General features: G+C 65.0%; 18 protein-coding genes. 14 read left to right on the top strand and 4 right to left on the bottom strand.

Annotation, left to right across the window (positions count from 1 at the left end; translation table 11 throughout):
• From flhD to V3596_RS21460, 3 genes are all read right to left on the bottom strand, one after another.
• Positions 1 to 321, bottom strand: a 321-nt coding sequence (gene flhD / locus V3596_RS21470) for a flagellar transcriptional regulator FlhD (RefSeq protein ID WP_334279886.1), incomplete at its 3' end; no start/stop codon positions are given.
• Positions 322 to 458: 137 nt separating this feature from the next.
• Positions 459 to 1,907 carry a class I SAM-dependent methyltransferase gene (locus V3596_RS21465; protein WP_334279885.1) on the bottom strand — a complete coding sequence of 483 codons (1,449 nt, stop codon included), beginning with the start codon at positions 1,905 to 1,907 and terminating at the stop codon, positions 459 to 461.
• A gap of 23 nt (positions 1,908 to 1,930) precedes the next feature.
• Entirely contained in the window at positions 1,931 to 2,455 is a 525-nt protein-coding gene (locus V3596_RS21460; RefSeq protein ID WP_334279884.1) for a tetratricopeptide repeat protein, read from the bottom strand.
• Between the two features lie 706 nt (positions 2,456 to 3,161).
• Here V3596_RS21460 and V3596_RS21455 point away from each other — a divergent pair.
• The 8 genes from V3596_RS21455 (at position 3,162) to V3596_RS21420 (ending at position 10,153) form a co-directional block, all read left to right on the top strand.
• On the top strand, positions 3,162 to 4,001 hold the full coding sequence (locus V3596_RS21455) for a flagellin N-terminal helical domain-containing protein (protein WP_334279883.1): 840 nt from the start codon (positions 3,162 to 3,164) through the stop codon (positions 3,999 to 4,001).
• Positions 4,002 to 4,409: 408 nt separating this feature from the next.
• Positions 4,410 to 5,249 carry a flagellin N-terminal helical domain-containing protein gene (locus V3596_RS21450; protein ID WP_334279882.1) on the top strand — a complete coding sequence of 280 codons (840 nt, stop codon included), beginning with the start codon at positions 4,410 to 4,412 and terminating at the stop codon, positions 5,247 to 5,249.
• 212 nt (positions 5,250 to 5,461) lie between these two features.
• Entirely contained in the window at positions 5,462 to 6,319 is an 858-nt protein-coding gene (locus V3596_RS21445; protein ID WP_334279881.1) for a flagellin N-terminal helical domain-containing protein, read from the top strand.
• A 153-nt stretch (positions 6,320 to 6,472) separates the two neighbouring features.
• Positions 6,473 to 7,915 carry a flagellar filament capping protein FliD gene (gene fliD / locus V3596_RS21440; protein ID WP_334279880.1) on the top strand — a complete coding sequence of 481 codons (1,443 nt, stop codon included), beginning with the start codon at positions 6,473 to 6,475 and terminating at the stop codon, positions 7,913 to 7,915.
• Between the two features lie 179 nt (positions 7,916 to 8,094).
• The gene (gene fliS, locus V3596_RS21435; RefSeq protein ID WP_334279879.1) at positions 8,095 to 8,529 is read left to right on the top strand and encodes a flagellar export chaperone FliS; all 435 of its coding nucleotides are present in this window, start codon (positions 8,095 to 8,097) and stop codon (positions 8,527 to 8,529) included.
• 53 nt (positions 8,530 to 8,582) lie between these two features.
• A complete protein-coding gene (locus V3596_RS21430) occupies positions 8,583 to 8,882 on the top strand; it encodes a flagellar protein FliT (protein WP_334279878.1) in 300 nt (99 codons plus the stop codon).
• A gap of 24 nt (positions 8,883 to 8,906) precedes the next feature.
• Positions 8,907 to 9,665, top strand: coding sequence for a flagellar brake protein (locus V3596_RS21425; protein WP_334279877.1), 759 nt, complete (start codon positions 8,907 to 8,909; stop codon positions 9,663 to 9,665).
• A complete protein-coding gene (locus tag V3596_RS21420) occupies positions 9,665 to 10,153 on the top strand; it encodes a pilus assembly FimT family protein (RefSeq protein WP_334279876.1) in 489 nt (162 codons plus the stop codon). Before V3596_RS21425 ends, V3596_RS21420 begins: the two co-directional genes overlap by 1 nt.
• Before the next feature lie 7 nt (positions 10,154 to 10,160).
• On the opposite strand, the gene fliE is transcribed toward V3596_RS21420, so the two are convergent.
• The gene (fliE, locus tag V3596_RS21415) at positions 10,161 to 10,484 is read right to left on the bottom strand and encodes a flagellar hook-basal body complex protein FliE (RefSeq protein WP_334279875.1); all 324 of its coding nucleotides are present in this window, start codon (positions 10,482 to 10,484) and stop codon (positions 10,161 to 10,163) included.
• Between the two features lie 177 nt (positions 10,485 to 10,661).
• Here fliE and fliF point away from each other — a divergent pair, with 177 nt between their 5' ends.
• From fliF to V3596_RS21385, 6 genes are all read left to right on the top strand, one after another.
• Positions 10,662 to 12,359, top strand: coding sequence for a flagellar basal-body MS-ring/collar protein FliF (fliF, locus tag V3596_RS21410; RefSeq protein ID WP_334279874.1), 1,698 nt, complete (start codon positions 10,662 to 10,664; stop codon positions 12,357 to 12,359).
• Positions 12,360 to 12,379: 20 nt separating this feature from the next.
• Positions 12,380 to 13,375, top strand: coding sequence for a flagellar motor switch protein FliG (gene fliG, locus V3596_RS21405; RefSeq protein WP_334279873.1), 996 nt, complete (start codon positions 12,380 to 12,382; stop codon positions 13,373 to 13,375).
• 12 nt (positions 13,376 to 13,387) lie between these two features.
• Entirely contained in the window at positions 13,388 to 14,176 is a 789-nt protein-coding gene (locus V3596_RS21400; protein ID WP_334279872.1) for a FliH/SctL family protein, read from the top strand.
• Entirely contained in the window at positions 14,173 to 15,597 is a 1,425-nt protein-coding gene (gene fliI, locus V3596_RS21395; protein WP_334279871.1) for a flagellar protein export ATPase FliI, read from the top strand. Before V3596_RS21400 ends, fliI begins: the two co-directional genes overlap by 4 nt.
• A gap of 39 nt (positions 15,598 to 15,636) precedes the next feature.
• The gene (gene fliJ, locus V3596_RS21390; protein ID WP_334279870.1) at positions 15,637 to 16,110 is read left to right on the top strand and encodes a flagellar export protein FliJ; all 474 of its coding nucleotides are present in this window, start codon (positions 15,637 to 15,639) and stop codon (positions 16,108 to 16,110) included.
• A 70-nt stretch (positions 16,111 to 16,180) separates the two neighbouring features.
• Complete coding sequence (locus V3596_RS21385) at positions 16,181 to 17,605, top strand: flagellar hook-length control protein FliK (RefSeq protein ID WP_334279869.1); 1,425 nt, start codon at positions 16,181 to 16,183, stop codon at positions 17,603 to 17,605.
• Positions 17,606 to 17,673 lie beyond the last annotated feature (68 nt).

Raw genomic sequence — 17,673 nt, 5'->3', positions numbered from 1 at the left:
GGCGGCTTCGGAATGGCGGCCGGCCATCAGGATGGATGCGTGAAGGCGCGAGACCTGGTCGTTCGCTGCCGTCTTGCCGTGGCTGGTCAACAAGCCCCACACCAGGTCGTCATCCATGCGGAAACGGCACAGCAAGGTGTTGCCGCTGGCAATCTTCATGACCTGTGCCGGCGACAGCGTCGCGATCAGCGTGGCCGTCTCTTCAGACACGCCCAGTCGGTACAGCGCCTGTTCGCGGTCGGCACGGATCAGGTTCTGAGCCAGCATCAGGTAATTCAGATTCGCTTCGCGGATCTCGGCAAGGATTTGGTCGGCATTCATGGGGCGGCTCCGTGGGGGTGTCTGGTTCCCATTGTGGTGAGCCGAACTGGGCCCTCAAATCAGCCCAAATCTGCCTGAGCTGTCTCCGCCCGGCCGCGCCGCTTGTCAGGCAAGTTCCTACAAGCGTGTCGAGGATGTCACGAATCGACCGGGTCGTCGGGAAGGCCGCCGAAGTCGGCGCGCAGCATGCGGACCTTGTTTCGCTCATGCGGCGTGGTCTCGACCTTGCGCAGCACCACGCGCATGAAGGCGGCGCTTGGCTGCTCGCAGGCCTGGATGTTGTCGTCCAGCCAGGTGAACTCGATCAAGTCAAAGCGGTGCTCGAACCAGCCGAGGTACCAGAACCAGTCGCAGTAATAGCGCCAGCTGTTCTCGTTCATGGCCCTCACATGCGTCGGGTCCTGCCAGGCGCTGCTGGCACGCTCATAAGGAACTTCGATCTCGATCTCGCCACCGAGGCACAAGAGCTTGAGCAGATTGCCCATCAGGGCCGGCAGGTCGGGCACATGCTCCAGCACATTGTTGGCATAGATCAGTTCGATCTGGCCGGCAGCGAGCTGCAGCTCGCCGGCCAGCGGACTCCGCGCCCGCAGAGGCAGCTCCAGCGGCCGCGCCAGGTCCAGCACCAGGTCGGGCTGGGCCGATTCCAGAATATCCAGGTTCAGCCAGCCGGTCTTGTAATCCTTGCCGGAGCCGAGATTGAGCCAAGTGGGCTGCCAGACCTCGACGTTTCGCCCGGGCAGCGCCTTCTGCAGATGCTGCAGGGCCTGGGCATAGCTGGCCTGGGGATCCGCGGACTTGAAGCGCTGCAAGTGGTCGCGGCTGCGCTTGAAAAACTCAGCGCTGCCGAAATCCTGGGTGAAGAATTCGGCCAGGGTCTCTTCATTGACCCAATGCACAGCATCTTCGAACGCGGCATGCGGCCGAGTCTCGGGGCCACGCTCGGCAATCACCGGCGTGCCGAGCGACAGGCAATGCGCAACCCGCGTCTGCTCGAAGCGGCTGCTGGCATAGAAGTGGGCATTGAAGACGGCTTTGGACAGGCGGATGTAGTCATCACGCTCCGGGCCATACAGCGGCGCATCAAACTGCGCCACGTTGACGCCGGCCGCCTCGATCTGCGCCAGCATGCGTGAGCGACGTTCGTTCAGCACGCCGAAGAACAGCAAGTCGATCGGGCGCTGCTCCAGTGGCACGGCTTCTGCAACGGCCAGGTATGGCGAGTACAGCAGCGGCAACAAGGGCGCCTGGTCTTGACCATAAGCGGCACGGTTGTCGGCGTCGTAGTCCAGTACGCAGGACTGGCGCAGCAGCTCGATGTAGTCGGCGCTCACGGCCGCCCCACCCTCGCCCAGTTGCTCCAGGTTCAGGAAGGCACACCGGTAGCGCCGGCACAACTCGGCGTCGAAGCCCAGGTGGGCGCCGAAGACGATATTGATCGCATCCTGGCGCAGCCGGTTCTTGGCCAGGCTGACCTCAGCGCCCAGGCGCCGGAACTGGTAGCGCAGGTAGCGCGCCTGGTCCAGAAAGCCCAGCGCGTGGATGTCACCTGCCGATTGCAGGATGCACAAATGAAGCGGGGTCACCGCGGGCCCGGCTTCGTGAGCGCTCAGGGGGCCGGACGGTGGCTGTTGCCAGCGGCAAGCTGGTTCAGCATGGCTTTCACTGCGGCCGGCAGCGGTGCGGGCGTGGCAGCCTCCAGGCGCTCCAGCTCGGTCTGGACCAGCACCAGCAGCTCGGGCGCCTCGGCCACCAGGCTTTGCAGCGCCTCACCCTGGGTCAGGCGGCGCATCACGTCGCGCGCTTCACCCAGTTGGCCGAGGCCCGACAGGGCGAAAGCCAGCGAATACAGGCTCGGGCCATGGTCGGGCGCAATGGCCAGCGCGCTGCGGGCATGCGAAGCGGCATGCGTCAGTTCACCGGCGCTGAGCAGCAGGGCTGCCATGTCGCTGAGCAGGTCATGGCTTTGCGGCTCATGCTGCAGTGCAGCCTGAAGCAGGTCCAGCCCGTGTCCCAGGCGGCCCTGACTCGCTTCAGCGAAGGCGGCGTTGCGGGCGGCCGCCAGCAACATCGCTGCTTCCTCACTGATTTCATCGCGACCTTGACGGCCGGCTGCGTTCTCACATGCTTGCATGGAAGTCTCCAAAAGTTGATCGGGGCCTCTCGCCGAACAAGATTCCAATGCATGCGCGGTGCGCGCGTATCGGCCACGATGGGGAGAACTTTAGGCAGCCCCCTGCCGTTCATTCGTGAGAAAAGCACCCATTCGCCCCCTGCTTATCAAAGCCTGTCCCTGCGCGCCCCTGCCGAAAACCATTCATGGCGGCGCGGTCCGGAGTTCCCTGGACCGCGAGCCTGTTTCAGCTACTCAATAGACGAACTCGCAACAGGACTGACAAAGACGCAGCAGGCAAGAGCTCCCCACCCCTCAAGCGCCCCACCCTGCCGGATCTGATGACGGCAATCTCGCTTCAGCACCCCGCTACAGGTGCATCCCACGGTGAAGCGAAGAACTGGCAGGAATGCACGGCGCTTATCGATTGATCGGCCTATTGACAAACAGCGCTCAAGTTCAGCGCTGGCTTGTCCGATACCCATTCCAACGGGTCTGGAAACAGACACGTGGTCCGGTAGAGAAGGCTCTGTTGGTCGGGTATCCGCAAGGATGCTGGATTGGTGAACTTGTCTGCTGGGCGGTATGGACATCGTTGGCCGGAAGGCCAGGGGTAGCCATGTCACGGGAGCCCGCAAGGGCGCTCGGTTCACGTCGGCCTTGTTCCGTGGGGGTACAGGCCACTGGTCCTAGCCATTCGTCTATGTAGCTGAAACAGGAGCAAATCATGCCCGCCGTCATCAATACCAACATCAATTCGCTGAATTCACAGCGAAACATCAACAACTCGCAGGCGGCGGTCTCCGTCGCCATGCAGCGCCTGTCCTCGGGTCTGCGCGTCAATTCCTCCAAGGACGACGCCGCCGGCCTGGCCATCGCCGAACGCATGAGCACCCAGGTGCGCGGCATGAACGTGGCGATGCGCAATGCCAACGACGGCATTTCGCTGGCGCAAACCGCTGAAGGCGCGCTGGCCAAGGTCGGCGACAACCTGCAGCGCATGCGTGAGCTGGCTGTGCAAGGCCGCAACGCCACCAACACCACGGCCGACCTCGGTTCGCTGGGCAAGGAATTCAAGGAACTGTCCAACGAAATCCTGCGCGTCACCGGCGGCACGACCTTCAACGGCCGCGCCATCCTGGCCGGCGACTCCGGCACGCAGACCTTCCAGATCGGCGCCAACACCACGGCCAATGACCGCGTGGACGTCGCCACCAAGAACATGAACACCGATGGCACCATCACGGCAGTCACCGGCGCCACGTTCGACGACACCATCGTCCAGGCCGACCTGGATACCATCATCGACGACATCGACACCGCGCTGGACACGGTCAACTCCGAACGCGCCGTGCTCGGCGCCTCGCAGAACCGCTTCGATGCCGTGATCTCGAACCTGCAGATCTCGGTGGAGAACCAGACGGCTGCCCGCAGCCGCATCATGGACGCCGACTTCGCTGCCGAAACTGCCAACCTGAGCCGCGCGCAGATTCTGCAGCAGGCCGGTACGGCAATGATCGCCCAGGCGAATCAGATGCCTCAGAACGTCCTGTCGCTTCTTCGATGACCCTGGGCCAGCCTCGCTGGCCCTGACCACGGCCGATGTCACTACGGAAGTAGTCACTCCGCCAGCCCAAGCACCCTGAGAACGCCGCCCGGCAAAAAATTGCCGGGCCGGCGTCGCCATGCAAGAAAGGATTTAAGTAGATCGAGGTGTCGTCGATAACACATCCAACGGGTCCGAAATGTTTGAGGACTGCGTTGTCCGGTCAGCCGGCCGATGGACATATTGGCTTGCCCTCAAGGCATTCCTTATTGAAGTTAGGCAGGACGCGGACGGTAGGAGGCCAGGCGCAAGCCATGGTCGTACCGGCAAGGCTTCTTCCCTGTGGAGACGGCCGAGTTATCGAACCGCAAGAAGGCTACCCGAGTACCGGACAAGTACCCGAAACCTTAGACACCGAAAGGATTGAAAATGCCTGCGATCATCAATACCAACCTGGCTTCGCTGAACGCTCAGCGCAATCAGGCTTCTTCTCAGCTCTCGATGGCCACATCGATGCAGCGCCTGTCTTCCGGCATGCGCGTCAACTCCGCCAAGGACGACGCCGCCGGCCTCGCGATTGCAGAGCGAATGAACACCCAGGTTCGCGGCATGACCGTCGCGATCCGCAATGCCAACGACGGCATTTCGCTGGCCCAGACGGCTGAAGGCGCGCTCTCCAAAGTGGGCGACGCACTGCAGCGCATGCGTGAACTGGCCGTGCAGGGCCGCAACGCGACCAACACCACCACCGACATCGGCTCACTGGGCAAGGAATTCGCCGAACTCTCCAAGGAAATCGTCCGCGTCACCGGCGGCACGACCTTCAACGGCAAGGCGATCCTGGCCGCCGACTCCGGCACGCAGACCTTCCAGATTGGCGCCAACACGACAGCCAACGACCGCGTCGACGTGGTCACCCGGGATATGACGGCTGACGCCACGATCACGGCGGTCACCGGCGCAACGTTCGACGACACCACGGTGGGCACCGACCTGGACACCATCATCCAGAACATCGACCTGGCACTGGACACCACCAACTCCGAGCGCGCCGTGCTGGGTGCCTCGCAGAACCGCTTTGACGCGGTGATCTCCAACCTGCAGATCTCGGTGGAAAACCAGACCGCCGCCCGCAGCCGCATCATGGATGCGGACTTCGCCTCGGAAACCGCCAACCTGAGCCGCGCGCAGATCCTGCAGCAAGCCGGTACGGCCATGATTTCGCAGGCCAACCAGCAACCGCAGCAAGTGCTGCGTCTGCTGCAGTAAGGCGCGGCAGGGGTCGCGCGCGTCGCACGCGATCCAGTTAGCAAAAGCGCAGGAAGTGTTGGGCACCGACCTCAAGGTCGGGGCCTGACGCTTCCTTTTTGGCCGTGATTTAGGCGCTTGATCGGGCTTTTGAAAAATTTGAGCACTCGCAGAATTCAGTCATCGGGTAGGTGGAATCCTGCCTCCCGGCCTGAATTTGCAGGAGTGCTGAAATGCCCCAGACCATTAACACGAACATTGCCTCGATCAACGCGCAGCGGAACCTGAACAACTCTCAGGGCTCCCTGGCCGTGGCGATGCAGCGCCTGTCATCCGGCATGCGCGTCAATTCGGCCAAGGATGACGCGGCCGGCTTGGCGATTGCCGAGCGGATGAACGCCCAGGTGCGCGGCATGAACGTGGCGATCCGCAATGCCAACGACGGCATCTCGCTGGCGCAGACGGCTGAAGGCGCGCTGGCCAAGGTCAGCGATACCTTGCAGCGGATGCGCGAACTGGCGGTGCAGGCACGCAATGCCACCAACACAAGCGCGGACCGCAAGAGCCTGGGCAAGGAATACCAGGAACTGGCCAAGGAAATCCAGCGCGTGATCGCCGGCACCACCTTCAACGGCAAGACCATTCTGGGTGCGGACGCGGCAACACCGCAGACCTTCCAGGTCGGCCCGAACACCTCGGTCAACGACACCATCGACGTGACGACGGTCGACCTGACGGTCGATCCGACCATCATCGCGATCACCGACCCGACGATCTCGACCATCGACGACACCTCCGACCCGACGACGCTGGGCGCCGTGATCGACGCGATCGACCTGGCGATCAACACGGCCAGCGAGCAGCGAGCGGCACTGGGTGCGACGCAGAACCGCTTCGAGGCCGTGATCTCGAACCTGATGATCTCGGTCGAGAACCAGAGCGCGGCACGCAGCCGCATCATGGACGCCGACTACGCGGCTGAAACCTCGGCCCTCTCCCGCTCGCAGATCCTGCAGCAGGCTGGCAATGCCATGGTGGCCCAGGCCAACCAGTTGCCTCAGCAAGTGCTTTCGCTGCTGCGCAACGGCTGATCGCCCGCAGCAATCGCGCCCTTTGCGGCAAACTGACGGGCCGGCCAAAAACCGGCCTAAAGTTTTTTCAGGACTGGTCGATAAAAGCCTCAACACCGGCAACCGCCCGGGGTCCTGGCACCTGCCATGCCCTCGAGACGCTGGAGAACTCTCATGGCAACCATCACATCAGCAGGCATAGGCAGCGGCCTGGACATCGAATCCCTGATCACCAAGCTGGTGGCAGCCGAGCGCGCGCCCATTACCCAGCTGGCGACCCGCACAGACACCTTAAAGACCCAGCTGTCGGTGTATGGCAAGCTGCAAAGCGCCTTCTCGACGCTGCGCGACTCGGCACTCAAACTGTCTCGTCCAGAAACCTGGCAGGCCAGCCTGGCCTCTTCCACTGACTCGACCAGCGTGGCCGTCACGGCCGGCTCCAGCACCACCTCCGGCAAGTTCGCCGTCTCCGTTTCCAAGCTGGCGGCCTCGCAGACCTTGTCCAGCAAGGTGCTGCCATCAGCGCCCGCCACCATTGGCAACGGCAACATCACCATCGAGCTGGGCAGCTGGAACAGCGACCAGACTGAGTTCACCACCAAGGCGGGCAGCACTGCGGTCACGATCGAGATCGCCCCGGGCGAAGACCAACTGACCCAGATCCGCGACAAGATCAATGCGGCCAAGGCCGGCGTGGTTGCCTCGGTGGTGACAGACGCTTCGGGCTCGCGCCTGGTGATGCGCTCCAGCGAAACCGGCCAGACCAATGCCTTCCGCATCAGCGTGGGCGATGCCGATGGCATCAATGGCGACGATTCCGGGCTGTCGGCACTGGCCTACGACCCCAGCGTTGGTGTCAGCTCGATGGCGCTGAACCTGGCCGCGGCCAACGCGATGGCGGTGCTCAACGGCGTGGCGGTCGAGTCCGAAAGCAACACGATGAAGGACGCCATCGACGGCCTCAACATCACGCTGCTCAAGCCCACCACGGCCGATGTGACGCTGAGCGTCGACCAGGACAAGGACGGCATCAAGAAGGCGATCAACGAATTCGTCACCAACTACAACGCCGCGGTCACGATGCTGCGCGACCAGACCAAGTACGACGCCAGCAACAAGACTGCCGGAACGCTGCAGGGCGACTCGACCGCAACCAGCTTGCAGAACCAGTTGCGCGGCCTCGCCGGCAGCGGCACCACGCTTGGCGGCAGCGGCCTGGGCCGCTTTTCCGACCTGGGTCTGGACCCGGGGTCGGACGGCCTGATCAAGGTCAACGACACCAAGCTGACGAAGGCGTTGGCCAATCTGGACCAGGTCAAGGGCTTTTTTGCCGGCGTGGATACGACCGATGCCAGCAACAGCGGCCTGGCCGTGCGCTTCCGCACGCTGACCGACAAGCTGCTGAGCACCGACGGCAGCCTGACCAGCCGCCAGGCCGGCTTGCAAACCCGCATCAACAACAACGGCAAGCAGGCCGACAAGATGGAAGACCGGGTCAGCCTGACCGAAGCGCGGCTGCGCGCACGTTATACAGCGCTGGACACGCAGATGAGCAAGCTGACCAGCCTGTCCAACTATGTGACGCAGCAGATGGCACTGCTCAACAAGAGCAGCTGAGTCCGCCTGAAGCTTCGAGGCCGCGCCGTGCCAACTCCGTCACCAACCCGGCCCTGCCGGGTTTTTTTGCGCCGGAAATGCGGGGCAATCCCGGCAATGGCCTCCCTCAAGTTTGCCGCTCGTGAGCCGAAAATCCTCTCAAGACGCTCTCAACCCGGCCACTCGGAAAGCTAAGAAAAATGTACGGCAATGCCTCTCCCTTTGCCTCGCGCGCCCATCGGGCCAGCCACCTCTACAACAAGGTCGGCGTCGAGACCGACGTGCTCAGCGCCAGCCCGCACCGCCTGGTGGCAATGCTTTTCGACGGCCTGTTCGACGCAATGAACCAGGGCCTGGGTGCCATCCATGCAGGCAACACGGAGCTGAAGAACCGTTCGCTGAGCCGGGCCGTGCGCATCCTTGACGAAGGCCTGAAGGCCGGGCTCAAGCTGGAAGCCGGCCCGTTGGCCACCGACCTGCGTGACCTCTATGTCTACACCTGTGGACGCCTCACTCATGCAAATTTGCACAGCGATGCCAGCGCCGTTGAGGAATGCCAGCGTCTGCTGCAACCGATCCGCGAAGCCTGGGCTAGCATTGCTCCAAGCGCCGCACATGCACGTGCGGCAGCCTGATGCCAGGTAGTCAGACAGCGCCCTTCATTCACCCAGAATCCAGCGGACGTTCCATGAACACCCACCTTCTCAGCTATTACGAAGCCATCGAGCAGGCCAGTGCCGACATGCTCTCGGCCGCCCGCACCGGCAACTGGGACGAAGTCGTCAAGCTCGAAGGCGCTTGCGTGCTGCTGATTTCACAGCTCAAGCACGCGGCCTCGCAGGCGGCCCTGCAGCCGGAAGAGTCGAAGCTGAAAACGCGCATCATGCAGCGTATCCTCCTGAACGACGCCGAGATCCGACACCTGGCCGAACCCTGGCTGGAAGACCTCGACCAAGTACTGGCCGGCAAGAACAAGACGGTTCACTGAACCGGGAAAGCGCATCCTCCAGGCATGCCTGATGCCAACCCGTCGTCTGAGGCCGGCGTCGACACAGTCGACGTCGGCTCTTTTCGTCTCGATGCGACCCTCGAGATCCAGACCCTGCTGCGCGAGCTGCAGGCCCAACGCACGCCGCTGACCCTCAGCACGCCGACGGGCGAAACCTGCAAGGCCATGCTCGTCGAGGTGGATGCGCGCCGGGGCGTGATCGACCTGGACAGCAGTGCCAGCCCAGAGCACCTGCGCACGCTGCTGGCCAGCGACGAGGTCCAGGCCCAAGCCTTTCTGGACAACATCAGGCTGCAGTTCGATGTCGACGGCCTGGTGCTGGTGCAAGGCAGCGCCGGCGCCATGCTGCAAGCCAATCTGCCCAGCCCGCTGTTTCGTTTCCAGCGCCGCCAGGCCTACCGGGTGCAACCGACGGGTAGCGCCTATCCCTTCGCCAAGTTCGAGCACCCCGACCCTGCCATCGGCCTTTTGCGCCTCCGAGTGCTGGACGTGAGCATTGGCGGCCTCGCCCTGCTTCTGCCGCCGGAGCTGCCGCCGCTGGAACCGGGTGCACTGATCGAGCTGGCACGCCTGGAGCTGGACCGGGATACCCGGCTGGAAACCAGTCTGCGGTTGCAGCACGTCAGCTCGCTGCAGAACCCGGCCGAGTTTGTGCAGTTGGGCTGCGCCTTCGTGCAGCTGCCACCGCTCTCGCTGCGCGATCTGCAGCGCTTCATCGACCAGACCCAGAAGCGGCGCCGCCTCTTGCAGCGCAAGATCTGATGAGCCGCCCACGCCACGCCGGGTTCACACTGATGGAGGTCGCCATCGTGCTGGCTGTGGCGGCGATATTGCTCGCCGTGGCGGTGCCCAACTACCAGCGCATGCAGGAGCGTCAGCGCATGCGGCTGGCGGCCGAGTCCCTGCAGCGGGACTTCCAGCTGGCGCACAGCCAGAGCAGCAAGGTCGGCCCGGTGTTCTTCAACTTCAAGCACGAAGGCCAGGCATGGTGCTGGGGCGCCAACAGCACAACGCCCTGCAACTGCCTGAAGGAACGCTGCAACGTGGTCTCGCAGCGCAGTCAGGACTGGCCGGGCGTCTGGATGGTGTATTCCAGCGATGCGCAGTTCGAGGCGGGCCTGGGCCGCGCCGTCGAGCATGGCCCGACCGAGTTCTCGACCAAGCATGGCGGCCAGGTACGGGTGCAGCTCAATGCGCTGGGCCGCGCCTCGCTGTGCGGCAAGGATGCGCCCAAGTCGGCACCTTGTTGAGACCGCTCTACACCTGCATGTTCATGATCTCGGAATAGGCGGAAACCAGCCTGTTCCGGACCTGCAGGGTCGCCTGGAAGCCAATCTGGGCCTTTTGCATCGCCACCATCGTCTCTTCAAGACTGACGGTGGGGTTGTCGAGCTGCACCTCGCGCTGCAGCCGGCCAGCCTCGTTCTGGGCTGCACTGACGCCCTTCATCGCCTGGCTCATGGCATCGGCAAAGCTGGTGCCGCCCACAGGCTTGGCCGTCGCCAGGGGCTGACCGGTGGGGGTCAGTCCGGCGCGTGCGGCAGCTTGGGCGAAATCGAAAGGTTTGAGCTTGAGGTCCATGGCCTGCTCCTGCCAAGGGTGGCAAGGTGAGGCAATGGTAGGCAGGACTGCGCCCGTCTAAGGTGGGAACTGCGCTCGCTTCATCGGCCTGTTCCCGGCTTTCTTGAGGGGACATTTCTAAATAATCGGCACCAGCGGGAGCATGCTGTCCAAGGCCCGCGAAAACTGCAGCCTCTCATGGATAACGCCCTCAGCCCCAACCTCAACGCCGCTGGCAACGTGATCGAAGCCGAACCGGCCCAGCCCGGGTTTGCAGCGCGCGTGTCTGCCATGCCGCTGCGCTCCAAGCTGAGCTTCGTGGCCGGTCTGGCCGCGCTGGCCGCTGCCGTTCTGGCCATGACGCTGTGGTCCAGCCAGGGCGATTTCCGACCGGTCTTCTCCGGCCTGTCCGACAAGGACGGCGGCGCCGTCATCGCCCAGTTGGCCGCGATGAACGTGCCCTATCGCAACGAGCCTGGCGGCACCATCCTCGTGCCGGCAGCCCAGGTCTATGACGTGCGGATGAAGCTGGCTTCGGCCGGCTTGCCCAAGGGCAGCACGGTCGGCTTCGAACTGATGGACAAGACCTCCATCGGCCAGACCCAGTTCAACGAGCGGCTGAACTTCCAGCGAGCTCTCGAGGGCGAGCTGACCCGCACCATCACCGCCCTGGCCGATGTGGCCGACGCCCGCGTGCACCTAGCCATGCCGCAGCAGAACGGCTTCTTCCGCGAGCAGCAAAAGCCCAGCGCCTCGGTGATGCTGACCTTGCGCGGAGGCCGCACGCTGGACCGCGCCCAGGTGGCCGGCATCGTGCATCTGGTCTCGGCTTCGGTGCCTGAGCTCAACCCCAAGGCCGTCAGCGTGCTGGACCACACCGGCGCACTGATCTCCACGCCGCCGGAGACCGGCAGCGGCCTCGACAGCCAGCAACTGCAATACAAGCAGCAGGTCGAGGCCAACCTGAACAAGCGCATCTACGAGCTGCTGGAGCCTGTGGTCGGCCGAGACAACCTGCGCGCGACGGTCACCGCCGATGTGGACTTCTCGCAGACCGAGTCGACCGCCGAGGAATACAAGCCCAACCAGGGCCAGAACGCCAGCGCCGCGGTGCGGGTGCAGCAGAGCAGCGAATCGAACAACGCCACGCCGCAACAGCCCACCGGTGTGCCCGGCGCCGCGACCAATCAGCCGCCCGTGCCGGCCACGGCGCCGATCAATGGCGCCTCCGCGCCGCTGCAGGCCACGCAAGGCGGTGCTGGCAACAACAGCTCACGCCGCGATGCCTCGACCCAGTACGAGCTCGACAAGACGGTGCGCGTGACCCGCAACGCCACCGGCAATCTGCGCCGCCTGAATGCCGCCGTAGTCCTCAACCATCGCACGACGGTCGACCCCAAGGGCAAGTCCACCAGCGCCGCCCTGCCCCAGGCCGAGCTGGACAAGCTGAACGAACTCGTCAAGGAGGCGCTCGGTTTCAATGCCGACCGTGGAGACTCGGTGAAAGTGGTCAGCGCACCCTTCATCCAGGAAAAGATCGACGTTGTCGAAGTGCCGGTCTGGAAACAGCCCTGGCTGCTGGACCTGCTGCGCGCCGCCGTTGTGCCCGCAGCGCTCGTGATCGTGGCCCTGATCGCCGTGTTCGGCATGGTGCGCCCGGCCATCCGCGCCGTGAATCCGCCCGCGCCGGAAGTGGTGCCCGGCGCGGATACTGCCGGCAATCAGCTGAACGCCGTGGTCGACGACGAGAACGCCCTGCCCGATGGCATGGTGCAGCTGCCGCAGCTGGAAGCCCCCCTGCACAATGAGAAGCTCGAACGCGCCCGGCAACTGGCGCGGGAGAACCCGGTGGCCGTCGCGAACATCATGCGCGACTGGATTGCCGGCACCGCCTGAGCCCGAAGAAAGCAGCGACCATGGACGAACAAGGCATAGAAGACGCAGCCATCTTTCTGATGTCACTCGGAGAGGAAGAAGCCTCCGAGGTCTTCAAGCATCTGCAGCCCAAGGAAGTGCAAAGGCTGGGCGAGACCATCGCCAAGCTCAAGGTGATCCCGCGCGAGAAGGTCGAACAGGTCCTGAACCGCTTCGATGCCGTGGCGGAAACGCAGAGCATGCTGGTCGCAGACACCGACGAATATGTGCGTACCGTCCTGCGCAAGGCCTTGGGCGACGACAAGGCGAACCTCTTGATCGACCGCATCCTGCAGGGCAGCGATGTGTCCTCGATCGAAAGCCTGAAGTGGATGGACTCGGGCTCGGTGGCCGAGCTCCTGCGCAACGAGCATCCACAGATCATCGCGGCGGTGCTCTCGCACCTCGACCATGACCAGACCAGCTCGGTCTTGAAGGTGTTCACCGAACGCCAGCGCAACGAGGTGCTGATCCGCATCGCCACGCTGGACGGCATCCAGCCCACGGCCCTGAAAGACCTGAACGAAGTCATGAGCCAGCTGCTGGCCGGCGGCGAGCGCATGAAGAAGAGCTCGCTGGGCGGCGTGAAGACCGCGGCCGAGATCATCAACATGATGGGCAGCAGCGTCGAAGCGTCCGTGCTCGACTACATCCGCGAGGCCGACTCCGATCTGGCCCAGAAGATCATGGACAACATGTTCACTTTCGACGATCTCGAGAAGATCGACGACAAGGGCATCCAGGCCGTGCTCAAGGAAGTGCAGAGCGAATCGCTCGTGGTCGCCCTCAAGGGTGCCAACGCCGAGCTGCGCGAGAAGGTGTTCCGCAATATGTCCACGCGTGCGGCCGAAACGCTGCGCGAAGACCTGGACACGCGCGGCCCCGTGCGGCTCTCCGAGGTCGAGTCCGAGCAGAAGGAAATGCTCAAGATCGTTCGCCGCCTGGTGGACGAAGGCCAGATCGTCCTGGTGGGCGGTGGCGACGACCAGTTCGTCTGAGGCTGAATGCAGATGGTCACCAGAGCTCCACGCCAAGTGCCACCGCCGGAACGCCGGACGGGCGAGGAGAGGCGCGAGACCTATGCCCGCTTCATTCCGCGCGAAGAGCTCAGCGGCTTCGCGGCCTGGAGCCCGGACGCGCTCAGCGGCAAGCCCGCCAATCCGCGCGGTGGCCCCGGCGTCAGCGCCCCTGCGGCAGCACCGGCGCCGGCCGCGGTCCCGCCGGCGCCGCCCGAGCCCGATCTGCATGAGCAGCTGCATGCCGCTCGCCAGGCCGGCTATCAGGATGGCTATCGCGATGGCATGGCCGCGCTGGATGCCTTCAAGCACAGCTTCGCCACGCAGATGAGCGCCCAGATCGGCAAGCTGGTCAGCGGCTTCGATGCCGAGCTGCTGGAGCTGGAAGGCCAGATGAGCGAGACACTGGCGCGTTGCGCCGTCGAGCTGGCCCGCCAGGTGGTGCGCAGCGAACTCAAGCAGAACCCCGAATTGATCGCCCGCGTCGCGCACGACGCGGTCGAGGCGCTCCTGCTGTCCGCCCGCCATGTTCGTGTGCGCGTGAACCCGGCCGACCTGCCCCTGGTGCAGGACGGTGCCGGTGAAGAGATGCGGGCCCGCGAGGCGCAAGTCATTCCCGACCCGGAAGTCGCCCGCGGCGGCTGCAAGGTCGACTCCGACATCTCCAGCGTCGATGCAACGATGGCAACGCGCTGGCAGCAAGCCGTGGCTGCGATGGGCCAGAGCTCGCTTTGGGAAGACCGGCGCGGCGGCACGGCCGGCGACGCAGGGGGCGAGGAATGAGCGCGCGGGCTGAGCGCTGGACAAGGTATCTGGAAGACCTCCAGGCCTTCGCCGCCAACCCGGTGCCGCTGGAGCCGCAAGGCAAGCTGGTGCGCGTGGCCGGCATGGTGCTGGAAGCGACCGGCGTGCGCGTGCCCGTCGGCTCGGTCTGCGAAATCCACATGCCCAGCACGAGCGCCAACCCGCGCCGCGGCAGTGCGCCGGTCAAGGCCGAGGTGGTGGGCTTCTCGGGCGATCGGGCCTATCTGATGCCGACGGACGAAGTGCAAGGCCTGTCCAGCGGCGCTCTGGTGCTGCCGCGCATCGGCCCGGCACAGGCGCCACAGCTTGGCCATCCTCAGCATCTCTGGCGCCGGGGCGAAGACCGCGGCCTGCATCTGCCCATGGGCGATGGCCTCCTGGGCCGCGTCGTCGATTCGCATGGCCATCCGCTGGACCGCAAGGGCCCGCTGGAGCTGGTGCAGGACGAGCCGATGATCCGCCGCCCGATCAACGCCATGGACCGCGAACCGATCCGTACGCCGCTGGACACTGGCGTGCGCGCCATCAATGCCATGCTCACCGTCGGCCGCGGCCAGCGCCTGGGCCTGTTTGCCGGCACAGGCGTCGGCAAGTCGGTGCTGCTGGGCATGATGGCCCGCTACACGCAGGCGGACGTGATCGTGGTCGGCCTGATCGGCGAACGCGGTCGCGAAGTGAAGGAATTCATCGAAGACATCCTCGGCGAGGAAGGCCTGCAACGCTCGGTCGTCGTGGCCGCGCCGGCTGATGCGCCGCCGCTGGTGCGCATGCAGGGCGCGACCTACGCCACCGCGATTGCCGAGCATTTCCGCGACCGTGGACAGCATGTGCTGCTCCTGATGGATTCGCTGACCCGCTATGCGATGGCACAGCGCGAGATCGCCCTGGCCATCGGCGAGCCGCCGGCCACCAAGGGCTATCCTCCCTCCTGTTTCGCCAAGCTGCCTCAACTCGTTGAGCGCAGCGGCAATGGCCTGTATGGCGAGGGCTCGATCACGGCCTTCTACACCGTGCTGTCCGAGGGCGACGATCAGCAGGACCCGATTGCGGACGCCGCCCGAGGCATCCTGGACGGCCATATCGTGCTGTCCCGTGAGCTGGCCGAAGCCGGCCATTACCCGGCGATTGACATCGAACGTTCGATTTCACGGGTGATGACCAATGTGGCCAAGCAGCCGCATGTGGAAGCGGCGCGCCGTTTCCGCCAGTTGCTGGCCAAGTTCAACAAGGCTCGCGACCTGATCCAGCTGGGCGCCTACCAGGCAGGCAACGACCCGGACCTGGACACGGCCGTGCGCCTGCATCCCGAAATGAATCGCTTGCTACAGCAGGACATGCACAGCGCGGCCCCCTTGGCCGGCAGCATTTCACAGCTGGGCCAAGTGATTCTTCAAGCTTGAGTCAGAACTGGCCGATAAGCCAAGAAGGAGATCTCCGTCATGAGCGCCAGCCAGAACCTGTCGGCCCTGTTGATACTGCTCGAGCGTGCCGAAGTTGAGCGCGATGAAGCCCTGCAGGCCTTGCAGCAGGCGCGCGCGCGCGCGGACGCCGCCCGCATGCAGGCCAACCAGCTGACCGACTACCGGCAGGAATACCAGCAGCGGTGGACCCAGCAATTCGCACAACGAACCACGGTCGACATCCTGGGCTGCTACCAGACCTTCGGCAACCGCCTGGACCAGGCCATCACCAGCCAGGGCAATGTCGCCAGCCATGCGGAAACGCATCTGGCCACGGCCCAGGCCCTGGTGCGCGAGCGCGAGCTGCGCGTGGCCTCGGTGCGCAAGCTGATCGAGCGCCGGCGTCTGGAGCAGATGCGCGGCCTGCTACGCCAGGAACAGAAGGCCACCGACGAGCAGGCCGCCCGCGCCGCGCTGACGGCCTATGGGCCCGCGATGCGCCTGTCAGCGTGATTGGCCCGAGTCGCCCGAGTCGCCCGATTGGCCTGATGCCCCGCAGTCGCGCCCCAACAAGGATCTCCCCATGAGCAGTACAACACCCAGCACCCAGGCGGGCAACCGCCCCAACACCGCGCTCTTGCCCACCTTGGGCCTGGGCGGCAGCGCTCGCGCCGGCAATGGCACTGAAGGTGGCGGAGCCGCCTTCTCCGAGCTGCTGCGCGAGAAGATTGCCGCACCCAAGCAGGAAGCCCCCAAGGCTGCCAGCCCGGCGCCCGCGCCGGCTCAGGCTCAAACGCAAGCCAAAGCGCCAACCCAGCCTGGAGGCAAAGCACGCAAGGCCGAGGCCGAAGCAGCCGAGCAGACCCAAGCCGGCGACGCTGCTGAAGCCAGCGCTGAGGGTCAGGATCAAACCGCCATCGCCCAGGACAACGGCACTGCCGAGACACAGGTCGATCCGCGCAATCGCAAGGCCGCCAAGACAGCGGTCATGACGCAGCTCAAGCCAGGCAGCGAGGCGGCCCAGGCTCGGCAAGTGCCTGATGAGCCGCTGAAGCTGACCTGCGCCGCCGACGAGGCAGCTGTCGAGCCGGCCATCGACGCCGGCGACGATCTGCCACTTGATGAAGCAGTGGCTGCCGGCGCCAGCGTGGCGCAAGCCATTCTGCAAATGCTCAACACGCCGGCCGCAGCGCCGCTGAAGACTGTGGCCAATGGCACCGCTGCCGATCCCGATGCCACAGAGGCGCTGCCTCAGTCATCGGCGGCGGGCGCATCGGCCTTGCCGGTCACGGCCCAAGACCTCAGCCTGCCCGCCACCGCCGTGGCGCAAGCCAAGGATGCGGCCGCCGCAGGCACCAGCCAGCTGCAACTCACAGACACCTTCCAGGGTCAGGCGCTGGCTGCGGGTGAATCCCGGCCGGCCCGCACCGCGGAAGCGCTCACGGCCCCAGGCGCCCAAGCGCCAGCCGGCAGCCCGGGCAGCTTTGCGGCTCATCTGCAAGCACTGGCCAACCCACGTTCGGCGCAAGCCGCCGGCAGCAGCTCGCCAGCACCGGTCGCGCTGGCTCAGCCGCTGCACAGCCCGGAGTTCGCGCCCGCCATGTCGGCCCGCCTGGCCTTGCTGGCCGCGGAAGGTGTGCAGCAGGCGCAATTGCAGCTCAACCCGGCCGAGATGGGTCCGGTGTCGGTACAGATCACGGTTGAAGGGCAGCAGGCGCAGATTGCCTTCCATGCCGTGCAGGCCGATACCCGCCATGTGCTGGAGCAAAGCCTGCCCGAGCTGGCGGCAGCCCTGCGCGATCAAGGCCTGACGCTCAGTGGCGGCGGCGTGTTCGAGCAAAGCCAGCAGCAAGCCCGTGAACAGGCCCAGCAGAGCACATCCGGTTCGAGCCTGGCCGGCCAAAGCAACTTGAACGGCCTGCCCAGCGACGCCGAACTGCTGTCGGCCCAGGCGGGCAGCCGCACCCCGCCCCTTCGAAGCCGAGGCGTTCTGGACCTCTACGCCTAAGGTTTTCATGCAGGGCGACTCATAACTGAGTGCTTTGCCCTGTTATTTTTTGCATCCACTAAGCTGGA

It is taken from the genome of Roseateles microcysteis, from assembly GCF_036880965.1.
Lineage (GTDB): Bacteria > Pseudomonadota > Gammaproteobacteria > Burkholderiales > Burkholderiaceae_C > JAUASW01.
This window is presented reverse-complemented; position numbering and strand designations above follow the sequence as displayed.

What these genes read in the sequence shown, in the direction of transcription:
- fliG (WP_334279873.1), top strand. Translation starts at nt 12,380, where the DNA reads ATGGACGAACAAGGCATAGAAGACGCAGCCATCTTTCTGATGTCACTC.
- V3596_RS21400 (WP_334279872.1), top strand. Translation starts at nt 13,388, where the DNA reads ATGGTCACCAGAGCTCCACGCCAAGTGCCACCGCCGGAACGCCGGACG.
- V3596_RS21445 (WP_334279881.1), top strand. Translation starts at nt 5,462, where the DNA reads ATGCCCCAGACCATTAACACGAACATTGCCTCGATCAACGCGCAGCGG.
- fliJ (WP_334279870.1), top strand. Translation starts at nt 15,637, where the DNA reads ATGAGCGCCAGCCAGAACCTGTCGGCCCTGTTGATACTGCTCGAGCGT.
- V3596_RS21385 (WP_334279869.1), top strand. Translation starts at nt 16,181, where the DNA reads ATGAGCAGTACAACACCCAGCACCCAGGCGGGCAACCGCCCCAACACC.
- V3596_RS21425 (WP_334279877.1), top strand. Translation starts at nt 8,907, where the DNA reads ATGCCTGATGCCAACCCGTCGTCTGAGGCCGGCGTCGACACAGTCGAC.
- V3596_RS21420 (WP_334279876.1), top strand. Translation starts at nt 9,665, where the DNA reads ATGAGCCGCCCACGCCACGCCGGGTTCACACTGATGGAGGTCGCCATC.
- V3596_RS21450 (WP_334279882.1), top strand. Translation starts at nt 4,410, where the DNA reads ATGCCTGCGATCATCAATACCAACCTGGCTTCGCTGAACGCTCAGCGC.
- fliE (WP_334279875.1), bottom strand. Translation starts at nt 10,484, where the DNA reads ATGGACCTCAAGCTCAAACCTTTCGATTTCGCCCAAGCTGCCGCACGC.
- V3596_RS21460 (WP_334279884.1), bottom strand. Translation starts at nt 2,455, where the DNA reads ATGCAAGCATGTGAGAACGCAGCCGGCCGTCAAGGTCGCGATGAAATC.
- fliF (WP_334279874.1), top strand. Translation starts at nt 10,662, where the DNA reads ATGGATAACGCCCTCAGCCCCAACCTCAACGCCGCTGGCAACGTGATC.
- V3596_RS21430 (WP_334279878.1), top strand. Translation starts at nt 8,583, where the DNA reads ATGAACACCCACCTTCTCAGCTATTACGAAGCCATCGAGCAGGCCAGT.
- V3596_RS21455 (WP_334279883.1), top strand. Translation starts at nt 3,162, where the DNA reads ATGCCCGCCGTCATCAATACCAACATCAATTCGCTGAATTCACAGCGA.
- fliD (WP_334279880.1), top strand. Translation starts at nt 6,473, where the DNA reads ATGGCAACCATCACATCAGCAGGCATAGGCAGCGGCCTGGACATCGAA.
- fliI (WP_334279871.1), top strand. Translation starts at nt 14,173, where the DNA reads ATGAGCGCGCGGGCTGAGCGCTGGACAAGGTATCTGGAAGACCTCCAG.
- fliS (WP_334279879.1), top strand. Translation starts at nt 8,095, where the DNA reads ATGTACGGCAATGCCTCTCCCTTTGCCTCGCGCGCCCATCGGGCCAGC.